The following is an 18,046-nucleotide window of genomic DNA, read 5'->3' as shown; positions in this document are numbered from 1 at the left end:
AAGCAACAAACTACACGCGCTAAGGGAGCGGGAGCCCGTACCTGGGCTGTCATACGCACCTATGCGGGAGATCACGGAAGGAAATCCACTACTATGGGGAGAGGTATCACGCCTCATCGGGCGCTTGAGGAATAGCTGCGTAACCGCATTCGACAACGGTCTCCTGCGTGTCGATCCGGTACGTCCTGCCCTTTCAAGAGCAGGCGGCGGGTCTAGGCAATGTCTCGCATCGGCACGCTCATTTCGAGCCCGATTGCGGCAATGGGAGAGCAGGGGAGGAGCTGCGGCGTTAGCAACTTATAAACCATAATCAATGGAATTGTTGCTATCGCTGGGAAAACGTTCGCAAATTTGCCACGAACTTAACAAGATTAAAGCCTCGTTAGGCGGGCGGGGATAAGGCGTATTGGCCCAGTGTGGGGCAAAGTTCCTTAACCATAATGATCTTTGAGCGGCGTGGGACATATGACATTGGGATACGGGGCGGCGTCTTTCGCAACGACAGCGCGGTGGCTGGCGATATCGGCGATGTGTGCGACGGTTGCTGCATGCGGCACGACACAGGCCGTGCCGAAGAAAAAAGCCCATGGCAAAGAATATTTCTCCGAATCCGAATATGGCGTGAAGGCCAGCCCCCGCGTCGCCACCGGCAACAACATCCCGAAGGGCGGCGGCCGCTACATCGTCGGCAATCCTTACGTGGTGAAGGGTAAATGGTATTATCCGAAGGAAGATTTCTCCTATAGCAAGGTCGGCATCGCTTCCTGGTATGGTTCGGCCTTTCATGGACGCCTCACGGCGAACGGCGAAGTCTACGACCAGATGCATCTTTCCGCCGCGCATCCGACTTTCCCGCTGCCGAGCTATGCTCGCGTCACCAATGTCGAGAACGGCTCGTCGGTCATCGTGCGCGTCAACGATCGCGGTCCCTATCATGAAGGCCGCATCATTGATCTTTCCAACAAGACCGCCAATATGCTGGATCTGCAGCACAGCGGCACCGGCAAGGTGCGTGTGCAATATGTCGGACGCGCCCGCATGGACGGCCACGATATGCCCTATCTGATGGCTTCCTACGTACCGAAGGGCAGCCGCATTCCCGGCGTCAATCCGGAAGGGCAGATTGCAAGCGGCGTCATGGTTGCCTCCAACAGCCGCAAGATCACCCGCGATCAGCTGCAGAGCGCCGAAGATTACCAGGCGCAGCCGGCCAAGGTGCCGGTGCCGATGTCGGCGACCTCCTTTGCCGGTTCGACGCCGAGCGTGCGCTACAATGCGACGCCCGCGCTTGCCCCCGGCGCCCATGTTCTGGTGGCGCCACCGGCACCGTCCGCAAACGCCGCGCCGGCCTTCGAACAGATGGTCGTGCTGCCGGAGATCGGTCCCATGCCCTATGAGCGGCCCTACGGCGGCTCCCAGCCTTCCCTCGCGCTCGGCTATCAGAACGAGGACGTGAAGACGGTGACCGTCGATCTCGCTTTCGACGCGGTGATGGTGCGCAATGACGGGCTGACGCAGGCCTCGATCCTTGCCTCGGCCAAGCGACAGCAGGCAAAATCCGCGGCGCGCTGAGCATCGCGATTGCATCGGATTTCGCCGCGCTCTAACCTTCTCAAAACTGCCGTTGACCGATGGGAATTGCGATGCTGAGGCCTGTGCTTCGCCCTCTAGAGCGGTTGCGCTTTTCACCGAAGCGCAGAGCCGCTCTAACCTTTTGTCTTTCTGCAATTCCGGACGTAAAACCGCTCCTGACTTTAGCTGCCGTTGCTCTTGCATGCCTGATGCCGCTCGCCGCAGGCGCGCAGGCAGCCGATGGGGGTGCTGCCGGTTTCGCCACCAAGGCGGCGCAGGCCTATATGATCGAGGCGTCCACCGGCACGGTGCTTCTCGCCAAGAACGAGGATCAGGGTTTTTCGCCGGCTTCGCTTGCCAAGCTGATGACGATGAACCTCGTCTTCGATGCGGTGACCAAGGGCCAGATCACGCTCGACACCGAATATCCGGTTTCCGAATATGCCTGGCGCACCGGCGGCGCGCCGTCGCGGACGGCCACCATGTTCGCCGCCCTGAAATCGCGTGTGCGCGTCGAGGATCTGATCAAGGGCGTCGCCATCCAGGGTGCCAATGACAGCTGCATCATCCTCGCCGAGGGTATGGCCGGAAGCGAGCAGCAATTCGCCGAATCGATGACGCGCCGCGCCCGCGAAATCGGCATGGACAAGGCGGTTTTCGGCAATTCCACCGGCCTTCCGGATGGTAAGAGCAAGGTGACGGCGCGCGAAATGGTGACGCTTGCCGCCGCCCTCCAGCAATCCTATCCCAATCTCTATCCCTATTTTGCCCTGCCCGATTTCGAGTGGAACAAGATCTTCCAGCGCAACCGCAACCCGCTGCTCGGGCTCGATCTCGGCGCTGACGGACTTGCGACGGGCTTTACAGAGGGTGAGGGGTATTCGATCGTTGCCTCGGTCCAGCGTGACGGCCGGCGGCTGTTTCTGGCGCTTGCCGGAATCGCCTCCGACAAGGAGCGGACGGAAGAGGCCAAGCGTGTGCTTGAATGGGGTCTGACGGCCTTCGAGAACCGGCAGATTTTCGCCGAGCATGAAGTGATCGGCGCAGCCAGCGTTTATGGCGGCACAGCGCGCACCGTCGATCTGATCGCCAAAGCGCCGGTCAGCGTCTATATTCCGGTCAGCAACCCCGACCGGCTGTCGGCGCGCATCGTCTATCGCTGGCCGCTGACAGCGCCGGTGCCGCCGGATTATCAGGCCGGCACGCTCAGGATTTTCGCCGGCAGCCGGCTTCTCAGGGAAGTTCCGCTCTATACGGCACAGGCGGTTGGCGAAGGCTCGCTCAGCAGCCGCGCGGTCGATGCCATGCTGGAACTCGGCGAATCGCTGTTCTTCTCCTGGCTCTGGGAAAAGTCCGCGCCCGGCTGAAGCGATTGTCCAGTGTCGCACGCCACATGTTCTGGACTTGAGCGCCCAGCCTTCTGATACAATTTGCCGGGGAAGGTGATTATGTCGCCGCGGCGAAAGGTTTTCCTTCTCGATGTCTTCGGATAGATAGAAGAGGCAGGGCGCGCGCGTGCGGCGCCGGGAATGCGGGAAGCTGTCATTGTCATCCGGTACGGGATTGTTCGTTACGTTTGAAGGCGGGGAAGGCGCGGGCAAATCCACGCAGATCCGCCGCCTCGCGGAGGCGCTGAAGGGCGAAGGTCACGAGGTGCTGGTGACGCGGGAACCGGGCGGGTCGCCCGGCGCCGAGGCTGTGCGCCACGTGCTTTTGTCGGGGGCTGCCGAGGCCTTCGGCACCCGGATGGAGGCGATCCTTTTTGCCGCTGCGCGCAACGACCATGTCGAAGAGGTGATCCGGCCGGCGCTTGCTGCCGGCAAGATCGTGCTCTGCGACCGGTTCATGGATTCCTCCCGCGTCTATCAGGGGATCACCGGCAACCTTGAACCCGATTTTATCGAGACGCTGCAGCGCATCGCCATCAATGGCGTCGTGCCGGATTGCACCTTGATACTCGACATTCCCGCAAAGGTCGGCCTGGAGCGGGCGCAGAAGCGCAGCGCTGCCGAAGCGCCCGACCGATTCGAGAAGGAGCGGCTCGAAACCCACGAGAAACGGCGCGAAGCCTTTCTCGATATTGCCGCGCGCGAGCCGGAGCGCTGCCGCGTGATCAACGCCATGCAGACGGAAGAGGCGATCGCGGCCGAGATCCTGGCGATCGTCAAGCAGCTCAAGTCGCCCGCAGACCGCGCCCGAATGCCGGAAGCCGCCCATCATGAGTGAAGTCCATTATGAGTGAGGAGAGGCCGGGACTGCTCGACGGCGCCATCTGGCCCGCCGAGAACACCAGATTATTCGGCCATGAGGAGGCGGAGGCCTTCCTTGCGCAATCCTACCGATCTGGCAAAGGCCATCACGCCATCCTGATCGAAGGGCCGGAGGGCATCGGCAAGGCGACGCTCGCTTTCCGTTTCGCCAACCACGTGCTCTCGTATCCCGATCCCGAGACTGCGCCCGAGACGATCGGTGATCCGCATCCTGACTCCGCCGTCAGCCGGCAGATCGTCTCCGGCGCCTCGCACAATCTCCTGCATCTCGCGCGGCCGGTGGACGAAAAGACCGGCAAGGTGAAATCGGCGATAACAGTCGACGAGGTGCGCCGCGCCGGCAAGTTCTTCTCGCAGACGTCAGGCACCGGCAACTGGCGGATCGTCATCATCGACCCGGCCGACGACATGAACCGCAATGCGGCCAACGCTATTCTAAAAATCCTCGAGGAACCGCCGAAGCGGGCGCTGTTTCTGGTGATGTCGCATGCGCCGGGTCGGCTGCTGCCGACGATCCGCTCGCGCTGCCTGCCGCTGAAACTGTCGCCGCTTTCGGACGATGCGCTGGCGGCAGCCCTTGACCATCTCGGCATATCGGGAGAGGGCGGGGCGGTGCTTGCGGCGGCCAAGGGCAGCGTCGGCGAAGCACTGAAGCTCTTGAACTATGGCGGCGGAGAGATCATTGCGGCCTATGGCGAGGTGCTTTCGGCCGAAGGGCCGGCGGCCCGCAAGGCGATGCACCGGCTGGCCGATGCGCTGTCGGGAAAGGAAAGCGACACGATTTTCGATTTCTTCGTCAGCCATGTCGGCGACGACATCATGAATCGTGCGCGTGTGGCAGCGGGTGAGGGGCAGATCGCTGCTGCCGAACGTCTGGCGCGGCTCTATTCCGAGATCACCGAGCGGCTCACCATTTCGGATGCCTATAATCTCGACCGCAAGCAGACGATCATCAGCATTCTCTCCGATATCAAGCAGCCGGGCCTCTAAAGCGCGCCGCATCGAATTTGATTCATGCGACGCGCTTTAGCTTTTTGTTTTTATGCATGTCGTTGTCCCGGAACCGCTGCACACTTCCGGGCGAAATGTATTCGAATTCTGATGGCTGATCAGCCGGTCAAGAGCTTGCCGGCGACGACGGCGAGCGTGGCGGCCAGGACGATGCGGATCGTGCGTTCATGCAGCTTCGGCGCCAAAAGGCTGCCGATGATGATGCCGGGGATCGAGCCGATGAGCAGGGCAAACAGCATCGCCCAGTCGATCTCGCCGATGAGCCAATAGCCCATGCCGCCGATCAGGGTCAGCGGAACTGCGTGAACAATGTCGGACCCGACGATCTCACGCACATTGAGCCTGGGATAGAGGACCAGCAGGATCGTCACACCGAGCGCACCCGCGCCGACCGAAGTCAGCGTGACCAAGACGCCGAGACAGAATCCGAGAATGACGGTGAGGATCAGAATGGTTGTGGGCCGCGGCGGTGTGCGATCGCCGATGGCGCGGCGCGCCAATTCCAATATGGAACCGCGGAAGACCAGCATGATCGCGGTCATGACAAGCAGCCAGCCGAGCGCAACCGTGATGGTGTTGGTCACGCCGATGCTTTTGCGATCGACGCCGGCCAACAGCCAGAGCATCAGCACGGCGGCCGGCACGCTGCCGGCGGCAAGGCTGCCGACGATCTTCCAGTTAATCCGTCCATGCATGCCGTGCACGGCAGTGCCCGCCGTCTTGGTGATCGCCGCATAGAGGAGATCGGTGCCGACCGCGGTTGCGGGATGAACGCCGAAGAGCAGCACCAGCAGCGGCGTCATCAGCGAACCGCCACCAACGCCGGTGATGCCCACAAGCGCGCCGACGAACAGGCCGGAAAGCGAATAGAGCGGCTCGAATGTCAAGCAAGCGCCCCCGACGGCGCGCGACCACGACTATCCCGGTAGATGAAAACTGGCACTTCGTTCTGTCCCGCCCTCTTTGGGACGACCGGTAAATTGCGTGCGAAGCCGAGTCAAGTTCACGACGGTGTCCCGGAAATCATCGAAGGCGCCAAAACTTGATGTTTCGCTTGTCGGTGACATGCGCTAAGAGCGGCTGACCATTTTTATAGAGTAAGCCGGACATTGGCCGCCATGACAGACAAGACACCCTTCTACATCACCACCGCGATTTCCTATCCCAACGGCAAGCCGCATATCGGCCATGCCTATGAGCTGATCGCGACGGATGCGATGGCGCGCTACCAGCGCCTGGACGGCAAGGATGTCTTCTTCCTGACCGGCACCGACGAACACGGCCAAAAGATGCAGCAGACAGCGCGCGCCGAAGGAATCGAACCGCAGGCGCTCGCCGACCGCAACTCCGGCGAATTCCAGGCGATGGCGACGCTGCTCAACGCCTCGAATGACGACTTCATCCGCACCACGCAGGAGCGTCATCACGAGACCTCGCGGAATATCTGGAAGCTGATGGCCGACAATGGCGACATCTACAAGGACAGCTATGCCGGCTGGTATTCGGTGCGCGACGAGGCCTATTACCAGGAGAACGAGACGGAACTGCGCGCCGACGGTGTGCGCTACGGCCCGCAGGGCACGCCGGTCGAGTGGGTGGAAGAGGCAAGCTATTTCTTCAAGCTCTCCGAATACCAGGAGAAGCTGCTGGCGCATTACGAGGCCAATCCCGATTTCATCGGTCCGGCCGAGCGCCGGAACGAGGTGATCTCCTTCGTCAAATCGGGCCTCAAGGACCTGTCGGTCTCGCGCACGACCTTCGACTGGGGCATCAAAGTGCCGAACGATCCGTCCCACGTCATGTATGTCTGGGTGGACGCACTGACCAACTACATCACCGCCACAGGTTATATCGAGGACAGGAACGGCCCGCGGGCGAAGTACTGGCCCGCCGATGTGCACATCATTGGCAAGGATATTATCCGCTTCCATGCCGTCTACTGGCCGGCCTTCCTGATGTCGGCGAAGCTGCCGCTGCCGAAGCGGGTCTTTGCCCACGGCTTCCTGCTCAACAAGGGCGAGAAGATGTCGAAGTCGCTCGGCAATGTCGTCGATCCCGTCAATCTGGTGAACCATTTCGGTCTCGATCAGGTGCGCTACTTCTTCCTGCGCGAAGTGTCCTTCGGCCAGGACGGCAGCTACAGCGAAGAGGCGATCGGCATCCGCATCAATTCCGACCTCGCCAACGGCATCGGCAATCTCGCCAGCCGCTCGCTGTCGATGATCGTCAAGAACTGTGACGGCAAAATCCCGGAATGCGGGCCGCTGACCGACGAGGACAAGGCGATGCTGGCGCAGGTCGACGCGCTGCACGCGTCGACGCGCGAAGACATGGGCAAGCAGCAGATTCACCGGGCGCTTGCCTCGATCATAGCCGTCGTTTCCGATACCGATCGCTATTTCGCCGGCCAGGCGCCGTGGGCGCTGAAAAAGACGGATCCGGAGCGCATGGGTACGGTGCTTTACGTCACCGCCGAAGTCGTGCGCCAGATCGCCATCCTGTTGCAGCCGTTCATGCCGGACTCATCGGGCAAACTGCTCGATCTCGTGGCTGCGCCTGCCGACAAGCGCGATTTTGCCGCCCTCGGCGAGGCCGGCCGCCTGATCGCCGGAACGCCGCTCGAGGCGCCGACGCCGGTCTTCCCGCGTTACGTGGCTCCGGAGGCTTGAGGCCGTGCTGATCGATACGCATTGCCATCTCGATTTCGCCGACTTCGAGGCCGAGCGCGACGAGATTGTCACGCGCGCGCATCAGGCTGGTGTCAAACAGATGGTGACGATCTCGACGCGCGTGCGGAAGCTCGACGGGTTGCTCGCTCTCACCGAGAAATATCCATCGGTGTTCTGCTCGGTCGGTACGCATCCGAACAATGCTGGCGACGAGCTGGACATCCAGACGGAAGATCTGGTGCGCTTGGCAAACGCCCATGAAAAGGTAGTGGCGATCGGCGAGGCCGGCCTCGACTATTTCTATGACACGCAGAAGCCCGAGGACCAGCAGACCGGCTTTCGCCGGCATATTGCCGCCGCTCGGGAAACGCAGCTTCCGCTCGTCATCCACAGCCGCAGCGCTGACGAAGATATGGCTTCCATCCTGACCGAGGAAACAGGGAAGGGGGCTTTCCCCTTTATCTTGCACTGCTTTTCAGCGGGTCCGGAACTGGCGCGAACCGGTGTCGAACTCGGCGGCTATATCTCCTTCTCTGGCATCCTGACGTTCCCGAAATCGGAAGAGCTGCGCGAGATTGCCAAGACGGTCCCGCATGAGCGGCTGCTGGTGGAAACGGACGCGCCGTATCTGGCGCCGAAGCGCTGGCGCGGCAAGCGCAACGAGCCGTCCTATGTCGTCAACACGGCCGAAGTGCTCGCCGAGACGATCGGCCTTTCCTACGCCGATACCGCGCGGATCACGACCGAGAACGCTTTGCGCCTGTTTACGAAAATGCCGAGGATCTAGCGGCGTGCTCTACCGGCGGCGTTTCACCATTCTCGGCTGTTCGTCGTCACCGGGCGTGCCGCGCATTACCGGCGACTGGGGCGCCTGCAACCCCGACAATCCGAAAAACCGGCGCACGCGCGCCTCGTTCATGGTGCAGCAATTCGGCCCTGACGGCGTCACGACGGTTGTCGTCGATACCGGGCCGGATTTTCGTGAGCAGATGATCAGGGCAGGGGCGGACCATGTCGATGCCGTGCTTTACAGCCACCCGCATGCCGACCATATTCACGGCATCGATGATCTGCGCGGCTATTTCCACAATACGCGCCGCCGGGTGCCGATCTTTGCCGACCAGTATACGATGGACAGGCTGCGTGAAGCCTTCCGCTATTGCCTGGAAACGCCGCCCGGCAGCAATTACCCGCCGATCGTGCTGCCTGTTGTCATCAAAAATATCGACGAACCCGTCGAAATCCGCGGTCCCGGCGGCAAGATCGACTTTTACCCGCACATCCAGCAGCATGGCGATATCCATTCGCTCGGGTTCCGCATCGGCGATGTGGCTTATTGCAGCGATATCAGCGATTTCCCGCCGCAGACCGTCGAGAAGCTGCAGGATCTCGATGTGCTGGTCATCGACGCGCTGCAATATACCTATCACCCGAGCCATCTGTCGCTGGAACAGTCGCTCGATTGGATCGGCCGGCTGAAGCCGAAACGGGCGATCCTCACCCATATGCACACGCCGCTCGACTACGACGTGGTGATGGCCGAGACGCCGGACCATGTGGTGCCGGCGTATGACCAGATGAGCTTCGAGACCGAGATCAGGCTCTAGACTAAAGCTTGAACCCGCTCGCTTGCACGTACGGCCACAGTTCGACGCCACCGCGGTGGATCATGTCGAGCGAGACGTAGAGGATGATTAGCAGACCGACATAGGCGATCCAGCGATGGCTGCTGAGCAACCGGGCGATCAGGTTTGCGGCGATACCCATCAGCGCGATTGACAGGGCAAGACCGATGACCAGCACGCTCGGATGTTCGCGCGCAGCACCGGCAACGGCGAGGACGTTGTCGAGCGACATCGAGACGTCGGCGATGACGATCTGGGTCGCCGCCTGGAAGAAGGTCTTTTTCGGCGCGCCTTCGCCGCCCACCGCCTCGTGGCTCTCGTGATGACCGGCGCGAAGCTCGCGCCACATCTTCCAGCAGACCCACAGGAGCAGGAGTCCGCCGGCCAGCAGCAGGCCGACGATCGCCAGCAGATAGACTGCAACGCTGGCAAACAGAATACGAAGAAGGGTCGCGGCGACGATGCCGACGATGATCGCCTTGCGGCGCTGCGTAGCCTCGAGGCCGGCAGCGGCAAGACCGATAACCACGGCGTTGTCGCCGGCGAGAACGAGGTCGATAGCAATGACCTGCAGCAAAGCCGTCATACCGGCTGCCGTAAACATGTCCATATGAAATATCCCCAATGCGTCCAGAGCCGTGCTAGCGTCTCGACGGTTTAACGTCAACCGCTGAAGGACGCCGTAGGCGATGCAATTCAGCGGGCAGTGCATCCGAAACAGCTGGCGATGACGTTATGAACCGTCTGCGCCGCCGCCGCCAAAGCCATCGTCTTCGTCGTGGAACATTCATCTCGGCTGCCGGTTCTCCGAGTCAGGAAACCAGGCGTCGGGTCGGCGGCTGGAACGCGACATCGAGAGGAGAGTTCCGTGAGCAACATTCACAACGATACCAACCCGGGTTTTTCAGGCCCCGTGGGCGGCGGCAGCCTTACCGCATTTTTCGACAGCCGGTCGGACGCCGAATCAGCGGTCTCCCGTCTTGAAGACGCAGGCGTCCCCGTCGCCAGAATAAGGTTGATGCCGGGATATGAGGCGGATGAAAAAAATGCCGGCGTCATGAGCGATGATCGCAGCGGCTTCTTCGATGCCCTTGCCGACTTCTTCTTCCCTGACGAGGATCGCGCTATGTACGCAGAAGGGCTGAGGCGAGGCGGCTTCCTCGTCCAGGTCAACGATATCGACGACGCACTCTACGAAACCGTTCACGATATCCTGGACGACGAGGGCAGCATCGACATCGACGAGCGGGCGGATCTCTGGTTATCGGAAAGCGGACGCCAAGGCGGATCCAATACCGGTTACGCCGGTGCAGCCCGCGGCGGCAAAGCCGCGGACGATCTGGCCGTATCGGAAAGCGCGTTCGAAGCGCCGGCTTCCGACGAGGCGCGCCCGGTCGCAATGCGCGACACAACGCATGGAAGCGCCAAGGTTCGTGCTTACAGATTCACCGGCGCCTCCGCATCGTCAAACGATGCGGATCGGCAGTCGCAGACGCAAGGCGGATCACAGCAGAGCCAGAGTTTCCGGCGCGATCATTGATGTGCAGCGAGGCCGGCGGCAATGCCGGGCGTTGCTTCGCTGACTAATTCGAGGACATGTCGATGCAATCATCCATCAATCGCGACGGCTTTCTTCCGCCCGATCCCGATGAGCTGGTCGCAGAGGGCGAACTGCCTTTTGCCGATGCGGCCGCCGAGTCCGCGCGTGACAAGGCCGACCAAAGTCTGCACCACCTGCAGCGGGAATTGAGGCTGCTGCACGCCCGCATCGGCCTTCTGCGTGACGATGCGGAAGCGGCGCTGAAAGCCAAGGCTACATCCGTCGATGCGAATGCCCATGTCCAGCTCGGTGACTATCCGTGGCTGAAACTCGCCTTCGCCACCGGCGCAGCCTTCGTCGCGGCGAGGGCGATCAGGCGCTTGCCGTTCGGCGTATTGCTGGGCGGATTTGCCGGTCATGTCTCGCAAACCAGACGGTGGTGAACGATCCAGCGCGCCTCGGTATCGAGAAGACTTAGTCGTTCTCAAAGGCTGTGAGATAGCAGCCGCCTGCGGAAATCAGGGCAGGGGCAGCCGGCGGCGGACGATCGCCGTGTGGAAATTCGTCCCATGGATCAGGCCATCGTCGCAGAAGTCATAGCGAGGATTGTGCAACGGTGGCGAGTCACCGTTGCCAAGGAATACGAACACACCGGGCGCATGCTCCAGAAAGTGTGCGAAATCCTCGCTTCCCGTCATCGGCTCCCGTGCCATGCGAACATTTTTCTCAGGGAAAATGCTGTAAGCGGCGGCGAAAGTCTCCTCGACCAGATCGGGATCGTTTAGGAGCGGAACGAATTCCCTGGTGTAAGTCACCTCGGCCGAGACATTATAGGCGAGAGCGGTTCCCTCAGCGATGATGCGCATCTGCTTCTCGATTTCGGCGCTGACTTCCGAACGGAAGCTTCGTGCGTCGCCCAGGATCCTCGCCTCTCCGGGCAGAGCGTTTCGAGTTCCGTCGGTGATGAGTTCAGTGACCGAAACCACGGAGGTGTCCGTGGGACTGAGGCGGCGGGAGACGATCGTCTGCAGGTTGGTCACAAGGGCGCAGGCGGCGATGAGAACCTCGTTGCCCCTGTGAGGGCGGGCAGCATGGCCGCCGACGCCGCGAAGCACGATCTCGAAATTGTCTTCGGCCGACATGATCGCCCCCGGCCGGGTTTCGAATGTGCCGACGGGGAGGCCGGGCATGTTGTGAATGCCGTAGATCTCCTCAAACGGATAGCGCTCCATCAATCCGTCCGCGAGCATGGCAAGTGCGCCGCGTCCCCATTCCTCCGCTGGCTGAAAAATGAAGCGGACGGTTCCGTCGAAACCACCTTCCTCGGCGAGCAGCTTGGCGGCTCCGAGGAGCATGGTGGTGTGCCCGTCGTGGCCGCAGGCGTGCATGACCCCAGGGTTCGACGATTTGTAGAGAAGATTTCCCTGCTCCGGGATTCGAAGCGCGTCCATGTCGGCCCGCAGCGCAATCGAGCGGTTGCCGGATCCGCGCTTGAGCGTGCCGACGACACCGGTTCCTCCAACACCCTCCGCCACATCGTCGAGGCCGAACTCGCGCAGCTTGGCGGCGACGAAGGCCGAGGTGCGTTGCTCCTCGAATCCGAACTCGGGGTGGGCATGCAGGTCGCGCCGCCACGCCGTCATTTCGTTCCTCAGAGCATCGATATCGATCGCCATCTCAAACTCCTCCGCCCGTAATCTGCTTTACAACGTCGAGAAGCATGTTCGCTCCGGCGACCAGATCTTCGTCCTGGGTCTTTTCCCTCGGATTATGGCTGATGCCGCCGAGGCTCGGCACGAAGATCATCGCCGAGGGGGCGATCCGCGCGATCATCTGCGCATCATGGCCCGCCCCCGACGTCATGCGGCGGACCGTGTGTCCGCGCCCGGCCGCCGCTTTCTCGATCAGTTCGATGATCTTCCCGTCGAACGCCACCGGCTGAAAGCGGGCGAGGCGTTCGACCTCGAAGGACACGTCCTCCTCCTTCGCCAGTTGCGCAAGGTAGGCTTCGAGAGCGGCCTCCTCTTGCTTCAGCCGATCCTCGTCCGGATCGCGTAGATCCACCGTAAAGGTTGCGCGGGAAGGGATGACGTTGATCGCGTTCGGCTCGAAGCTCATGCAGCCAACCGTTGCCACTGTCGGCGTGTTCGAGTTCCTTGCGCGTTCCCGCAGGAAGGTGATGACGAGCGCGGCGGCATGTCCGGCGTCGCGACGCATCGAGATTGGTGTGGTTCCCGCATGGTTGGCGTCGCCGCTGATGGTCACCCGCTGCCAGGAGATGCCCTGCAGGTTTTCCACGGCGCCGATCTGAATGCCTTCGCGCTCGAGAACCGGACCTTGTTCGATATGCAGCTCGATGTAGGCATGCGGCCGGATGAAGTCTGGGTGATGCTCTCCATCGTAGCCGATGCGCCGCAGCTCCTCACCAAGTTTCGTGCCATCTGTTCCCACAGTTGCGTGAGCGGCGTCGACATCGAGGCCGCCCGCATAGACGAGCGATCCCATCATGTCGGGGGCGTAGCGCACACCTTCCTCATTGGTGAAGGCGGCGACCACGATCGGACGCGACGGCTGGAAACCCGCTGCGACAAGCGTCTCGATGACTTCAAGGCCAGACAGAACGCCATAACATCCGTCATAAATGCCCGCGTTGATCACGGTATCGATGTGCGATCCGAGCATGAGCGGTGCTTCGTCGGAAACGGCTGCGGGCCTCCAGATGCCGAATATGTTGCCGATACGGTCGACGGCAACTCCCAAGCCGGCCTGCTCAATCCACGAGACGAACTTGTCACGTCCGAGCTTCTCCGTATCCGAAGCCGCGAGACGGGTAAGCCGACCGTCGTCGTCACGACCGATTTCGCCGAGCTCAAGGATCCGGCCGAGCAGCCGTTCGGAGTTGATGGAAATCTCGCTCATCACACCACCTTTTCCTTAACTCCGCTTTGGCCGAAGTTTTTCGCTGCTATGTCCGCCGGCGTTGCGCCGACAAACTTCTCGTAGAGGAGGGGGTCGGTCGCGCCCTCGGTGTTGATGAGGAAGACGCGGGATTGCGCATCAAGGCCGATCTTCGTCCGCAGTTCCGTGTCGGCGGCAACTTTCAGAAGGGCCGCGAGACCTACGCCGCCGCTTTCGCCGGCAACGACCGCTGGGTCGGACCCACCAGGGCTCGCAAGCAGTTTCATCGCATCGATCGCGTCGGGATCGTCGACCGTCATGAATGCGTCCGCAGCATGCGACAGGATCCGCCATGCCACCAGCGACGGCTCATAACACTCCAGCATCGCCATCACGGTGGCCTCTCCGTGATCGACTTTCACCGGATGTCCGGCGCGCGCTGTCCCGACGATGCAGGCTGCGCGGGAGGGATCGACGACCACGAAGTAGGGGCGTTTGTTGCCAAAAAGGACGGAGAAGTGGCCCGCGACCGTAGCGGCGATGCCGCCCACGCCGGCCTGCACAAAAACATGGGTCGGCGGCTCCGGCATCTGGCGGAGCGCCTCGGTCAGCAACGCGGTGTAGCCCTGCATGACGAAGCCCGGGATGCGTTCGTAGCCGGGCCAAGACGTGTCGGAGACCGTGATCCAGTTCTTCTCCTCGGCAACGCGCGCCGCTTCGCGAACGGAGTCATCATAATTGCCGTCGACGCGGATCATATCTGCGCCATAGCGGGCGATTGCGTCGATCCGCTCCTTGCTGACGCCGGAATGAACGAAGATCGAGCATTTGGCGCCGACGAGCTGCGCACCCATGGCGACGGAGCGCCCGTGGTTGCCATCGGTTGCGCAGGCGACCGTCATTTTCGATGCGATGGCTCTCACATCGACGGTCTGCAAATCTGCCACGTCCACTTCGCGGCCAAGGCGCTTCGAAGCCTCCTCCAGAACGAGCCGGATCACGGCATAGGAACCGCCGAGCGCCTTGAAGCTGCCGAGACCGAGGCGATGGCCCTCATCCTTGATCAGGATCGAACCGACCCCGATCTCACGCGCAAGATTTGCGAGCGAGAGCAGAGGGGTCGGCTTGTGACCATCGCGATGATGCAGGAAACGTTCGACGATCTTTGCTGCTTCAATCCCCAAAATCTCGTCGTCGGCTGCATCGATAGGTTTGCGGTAGTCGGCGTGTTCGTTCAGGAGAAGCATCCGGACATCCTTTCGAAAATGCGTTGCCCTGATAATTACTTCATCCCGATAGAAATTAGCGCTATATTTTGGTACCCATTCTGCAACATTCGCTCATTGCAGCCGCCAAAATGGAGCGTTTCCTCACTTGTCGCCAGATGCTCCTCTCAAAGGGATCACCGTATGATCGACAAGATTTCCGCGGATATGGTGGAGCTTGACCGCTTCGACCTCGCCATTCTCGAGATTCTCCAGCGGGACAACAAGACACCGCAGCGCTCGATCGCAGACGTCATCGGTCTGTCGGCGCCAGCCGTGCAGCGCCGGATCAAGCGAATGGAGGAGACGGGTACGATCGCCGCCAACGTCGCGGTGATCGAGCCTTCCCATGTGCGGCACGAGATCACGGTCTTTGTCGAAGTCGAGATGCACAGCGAGTCCGGCGCCACGCACGACGCGACGAAGAAATCCTTCTCCGAGGCTCCTGAAGTCCAGCAGTGCTACTACGTGACGGGCGAGGTGGATTTCATTCTTCTCGTCGTCGTCCGAACCATGGGAGACTACGAAGCCATGACCCGGCGTCTGTTCTTCGCCAACAAGAACGTCAAGCGGTTCCGCAGTTTTGTAGCGATGGACAGGGTGAAGGTAGGCCTGAATATCGCGCTGGACCCGCAACGCGATCGGAGCTGAGCCGGACTGGGCAGCGCAAAGGCGGAGCGGCGTAAGCCTTTGGCCTGGTTGATGAAGGCTTATGTTCCATAATCTATCTTATGTGATCTTTTGATGTAGCCGGGTACATTCTATTTCCAAGTGCGACGGTCCCGCCTCCTCCTCGCCCTCCTGACTCCGCAACCCGCGCGCGCCGGACTGACCATATTCCCACTGGATTGTCCTTCCTGCACCCGGATCGGCCGCTTAGCGTTGCCTTAAAGAAACTGTGCAAGGATGCCAGCCTGTCATTCATACTGGCGACTTGATGAAGTTTCGAAGAAACACAAAGACAATTCGTGGCCTCGCTGGTTCCCTGATGAGCCATGCGAGCGCATTTGCTCCGGCACTATTTGCGGCCATTATCGCAGCCATCGTCGTCTGGGTGGCAACGAACTGGCGGCTTGAGCGATCGTTGGCCAACGAGCGCTCGGTTGTTGCCGGCGAGCTTGCGACGATGTCATCTCGGCTTCAGACCAACCTCAATAGCAATGTGAAGCTGTTGCAAGGTTTGGCGGCGGGTATCGCGGTCGATCCGGCGATGGGCCAGAACAGATTTTCCAAACTTGCCGCGCAGATTCTGCAGCCGGATTCACAATTGCGAAGCTTCGCTGCTGCGCCCGACATGGTGGTCCAGTGGGTCTATCCGGAAAAAGGAAACGAAAGGGCCATCGGACTCGACTACCGAAGAAATGAGAAGCAACGGGCCGCCGCGATGCTGGCGCGCAACACACACAATATCGTCCTGACAGGCCCGGTGGAGCTTGTCCAAGGCGGAACGGCTTTCGTTGTCAGGTGCCCGGTCTATATCGACGATGGAAACAGCCAGATCTTTTGGGGTCTGCTTTCCGGCATCATCGATATTCCGAGGCTATACCGGGATAGCGGTCTTAGTTCGACCGACCTGGAGATCGCCATCAGCACGACGCCGGAGCCGAACTCGCCCAAACAGGTCTTTTTTGGCAGCCTGGAAACCTTTGAGAAGAAACCGGTCGTGGCCTCCGTCGATATGACTTACGGCCGATGGTCCCTCGCCGCACTGCCCAGGCATGGATGGGGGCAGAATAACGGCATGGGCACTTTTGAGCTCTATGCCAGTCTGTTGGCCTTGTGTGTCGTCGCGCCGATCGTCTGGGTCGGCTTTCTGACCAAATCGCGCCAGAAGACCATCGAAAAATTGCGCCTTCACAAGAGCAAGCTCGTACGAGCACGACAGAGGCTGGAGCACCTGTCACTGCATGACGCCCTCACCGGGCTACCCAATCGGCGGTTTGTCGACCAGATGATCTCGCAGCCGCCGAGGCCCGATCCGCAAGACCGCCTGATCCTCATCCATATCGACCTCGACCGCTTTAAAGAGATCAACGACACGAAGGGGCACGCCGGCGGCGACATGGTCCTGCAAACAACGGCTTCGCGGCTTGCCGAAATGACCGGCCCCAACGATGTCGCGGCGCGCATCGGCGGAGACGAGTTCGTCTTCGCCAGCTGGAGCAGCGATCCCGAGCCCAAAGCAACCGAATTGGCCAGGCAGATTGTCGACGCACTGCAGCAGACCATCTTTATCGATGGAGCCGGTTATGTGGTCGGCGCAAGCGTCGGTGTCGCCTGGGAACGGGCTCGCGACCGGGACCTCGGTCAGTTGCTTCTGAATGCCGATCTGGCTCTGTACGAGGCGAAGAAAGCCGGCCGCGGCCGCGCGGCCGTTTTCACCGAAGAGCTCCGCAGCGCCGCAATCCATTCAAAAGAATTGGCGGATGACTTCAATCAGGCGCTCGATCGCGACGAACTCGTCGCATTCTTCCAGCCGCAGTTTAACGCGGTCACGCTTGATATCGCAGGCGTCGAGGCGCTCGCCCGCTGGAACCACCCGCGAAAGGGTGTGCTCGGACCCGACAAATTCCTTGACGCCGCGGAAAAGCTGGGGCGCACCGGCGAGATGGATCGGCTGATCCTGCAAAAGGCGCTGTTCGAGCTGACGAGATGGGACGGCTTGGGAATGCAAATTCCGCGGGTCTCCGTCAATATTTCAGCGCGCCGCCTGGCGCAGCCGAGCCTGCTTACCGAACTGTCGGAGCTTCCCATAGCGAGAGGCCGTCTGTGTTTCGAGCTGCTCGAGACGATCTCTTTCGACGATCTTCAACCTGCCCTCAGCGAGATCATTCCGACGATCAAGGCGCTCGGCATTGAAATCGAGATCGACGATTTCGGCACGGAACATGCCAGCATCGTCAGCTTGCTTCGATTTGAGCCGCGCAGACTTAAGATCGATCGAGAAATCATCAAGCCGATCATCGCCTCCCCCTCGCAACGCCGTCTGGTCTCCTCCATCATCGAAATCGGCCGGTCGCAAAACATCGACATCGTTGCCGAGGGCGTGGAGACAATGGAGCATGCGAAGATCCTGAAAGATCTCGGTTGCCATTTGCTGCAAGGTTACGCCCTGGCCCGACCCATGACCTCGGATCAGTTGATCGAATTTTGCCGGATGAAGGGCAAGGGAACGGCAAAGGCAAGCCGATAGCCT

General features: G+C 61.0%; 16 protein-coding genes. 11 read left to right on the top strand and 5 right to left on the bottom strand.

What is annotated here, in order from left to right:
• The first annotated feature begins 465 nt into the window (after window positions 1–465).
• From EFR00_RS04320 to EFR00_RS04305, 4 genes are all read left to right on the top strand, one after another.
• Window positions 466–1,572 (top strand): septal ring lytic transglycosylase RlpA family protein, encoded by a 1,107-nt coding sequence (locus tag EFR00_RS04320; protein WP_077993623.1) that lies wholly within the window; start codon window positions 466–468, stop codon window positions 1,570–1,572.
• A gap of 209 nt (window positions 1,573–1,781) precedes the next feature.
• Window positions 1,782–2,939 (top strand): D-alanyl-D-alanine carboxypeptidase family protein, encoded by a 1,158-nt coding sequence (locus EFR00_RS04315; RefSeq protein WP_009997069.1) that lies wholly within the window; start codon window positions 1,782–1,784, stop codon window positions 2,937–2,939.
• Window positions 2,940–3,117: 178 nt separating this feature from the next.
• A complete protein-coding gene (tmk, locus tag EFR00_RS04310) occupies window positions 3,118–3,798 on the top strand; it encodes a dTMP kinase (protein ID WP_039619772.1) in 681 nt (226 codons plus the stop codon).
• Window positions 3,799–3,806: 8 nt separating this feature from the next.
• On the top strand, window positions 3,807–4,832 hold the full coding sequence (locus tag EFR00_RS04305; protein ID WP_009997073.1) for a DNA polymerase III subunit delta': 1,026 nt from the start codon (window positions 3,807–3,809) through the stop codon (window positions 4,830–4,832).
• A 119-nt stretch (window positions 4,833–4,951) separates the two neighbouring features.
• Here the strand turns inward: EFR00_RS04305 and EFR00_RS04300 are convergent, their stop codons facing one another.
• Window positions 4,952–5,740 carry a sulfite exporter TauE/SafE family protein gene (locus tag EFR00_RS04300; RefSeq protein ID WP_077993625.1) on the bottom strand — a complete coding sequence of 263 codons (789 nt, stop codon included), beginning with the start codon at window positions 5,738–5,740 and terminating at the stop codon, window positions 4,952–4,954.
• 231 nt (window positions 5,741–5,971) lie between these two features.
• On the opposite strand from EFR00_RS04300, the gene metG reads away from it, so the two are divergent.
• The 3 genes from metG to EFR00_RS04285 are packed head-to-tail and all read left to right on the top strand — an operon-like array spanning window position 5,972 to window position 9,129.
• On the top strand, window positions 5,972–7,522 hold the full coding sequence (metG, locus tag EFR00_RS04295; protein ID WP_077993626.1) for a methionine--tRNA ligase: 1,551 nt from the start codon (window positions 5,972–5,974) through the stop codon (window positions 7,520–7,522).
• A gap of 4 nt (window positions 7,523–7,526) precedes the next feature.
• Window positions 7,527–8,309, top strand: coding sequence for a TatD family hydrolase (locus tag EFR00_RS04290; RefSeq protein ID WP_039619766.1), 783 nt, complete (start codon window positions 7,527–7,529; stop codon window positions 8,307–8,309).
• 4 nt (window positions 8,310–8,313) lie between these two features.
• Window positions 8,314–9,129: an MBL fold metallo-hydrolase gene (locus tag EFR00_RS04285; RefSeq protein WP_077993627.1), complete on the top strand. Its 816-nt coding sequence runs from the start codon at window positions 8,314–8,316 to the stop codon at window positions 9,127–9,129.
• Between the two features lies 1 nt (window position 9,130).
• Here the strand turns inward: EFR00_RS04285 and EFR00_RS04280 are convergent, their stop codons facing one another.
• Complete coding sequence (locus EFR00_RS04280; RefSeq protein WP_009996016.1) at window positions 9,131–9,757, bottom strand: TerC family protein; 627 nt, start codon at window positions 9,755–9,757, stop codon at window positions 9,131–9,133.
• Between the two features lie 258 nt (window positions 9,758–10,015).
• Here EFR00_RS04280 and EFR00_RS04275 point away from each other — a divergent pair, with 258 nt between their 5' ends.
• Together EFR00_RS04275 and EFR00_RS04270 are read left to right on the top strand one after the other, a co-directional pair.
• Complete coding sequence (locus EFR00_RS04275) at window positions 10,016–10,687, top strand: hypothetical protein (RefSeq protein WP_077993628.1); 672 nt, start codon at window positions 10,016–10,018, stop codon at window positions 10,685–10,687.
• A 62-nt stretch (window positions 10,688–10,749) separates the two neighbouring features.
• Window positions 10,750–11,130 (top strand): hypothetical protein, encoded by a 381-nt coding sequence (locus EFR00_RS04270; protein WP_077994070.1) that lies wholly within the window; start codon window positions 10,750–10,752, stop codon window positions 11,128–11,130.
• Between the two features lie 75 nt (window positions 11,131–11,205).
• Here EFR00_RS04270 and EFR00_RS04265 read toward each other — a convergent pair whose 3' ends face one another.
• From EFR00_RS04265 to EFR00_RS04255, 3 genes are read right to left on the bottom strand one after another with little or no spacing between them, the layout of a single operon-like run.
• On the bottom strand, window positions 11,206–12,363 hold the full coding sequence (locus EFR00_RS04265; RefSeq protein WP_077993629.1) for a M20 aminoacylase family protein: 1,158 nt from the start codon (window positions 12,361–12,363) through the stop codon (window positions 11,206–11,208).
• A gap of 1 nt (window position 12,364) precedes the next feature.
• On the bottom strand, window positions 12,365–13,606 hold the full coding sequence (locus EFR00_RS04260) for a Zn-dependent hydrolase (RefSeq protein WP_009996502.1): 1,242 nt from the start codon (window positions 13,604–13,606) through the stop codon (window positions 12,365–12,367).
• A complete protein-coding gene (locus EFR00_RS04255; protein WP_077993630.1) occupies window positions 13,606–14,832 on the bottom strand; it encodes a diaminopropionate ammonia-lyase in 1,227 nt (408 codons plus the stop codon). The genes EFR00_RS04260 and EFR00_RS04255 overlap by 1 nt, the downstream gene beginning before the upstream one ends.
• A gap of 162 nt (window positions 14,833–14,994) precedes the next feature.
• Here EFR00_RS04255 and EFR00_RS04250 point away from each other — a divergent pair, with 162 nt between their 5' ends.
• Window positions 14,995–15,501 carry an Lrp/AsnC family transcriptional regulator gene (locus EFR00_RS04250; RefSeq protein ID WP_009996500.1) on the top strand — a complete coding sequence of 169 codons (507 nt, stop codon included), beginning with the start codon at window positions 14,995–14,997 and terminating at the stop codon, window positions 15,499–15,501.
• A gap of 286 nt (window positions 15,502–15,787) precedes the next feature.
• Entirely contained in the window at window positions 15,788–18,043 is a 2,256-nt protein-coding gene (locus EFR00_RS04245; RefSeq protein WP_077993632.1) for a bifunctional diguanylate cyclase/phosphodiesterase, read from the top strand.
• Window positions 18,044–18,046 lie beyond the last annotated feature (3 nt).

The sequence above is a fragment of the Rhizobium sophoriradicis genome, from assembly GCF_003939025.1.
GTDB classification, from domain to species: Bacteria; Pseudomonadota; Alphaproteobacteria; order Rhizobiales; family Rhizobiaceae; genus Rhizobium; species Rhizobium sophoriradicis.
Note: the sequence above shows the minus strand (reverse complement) of the source record. Positions and strands in the feature narration are given on the sequence as shown.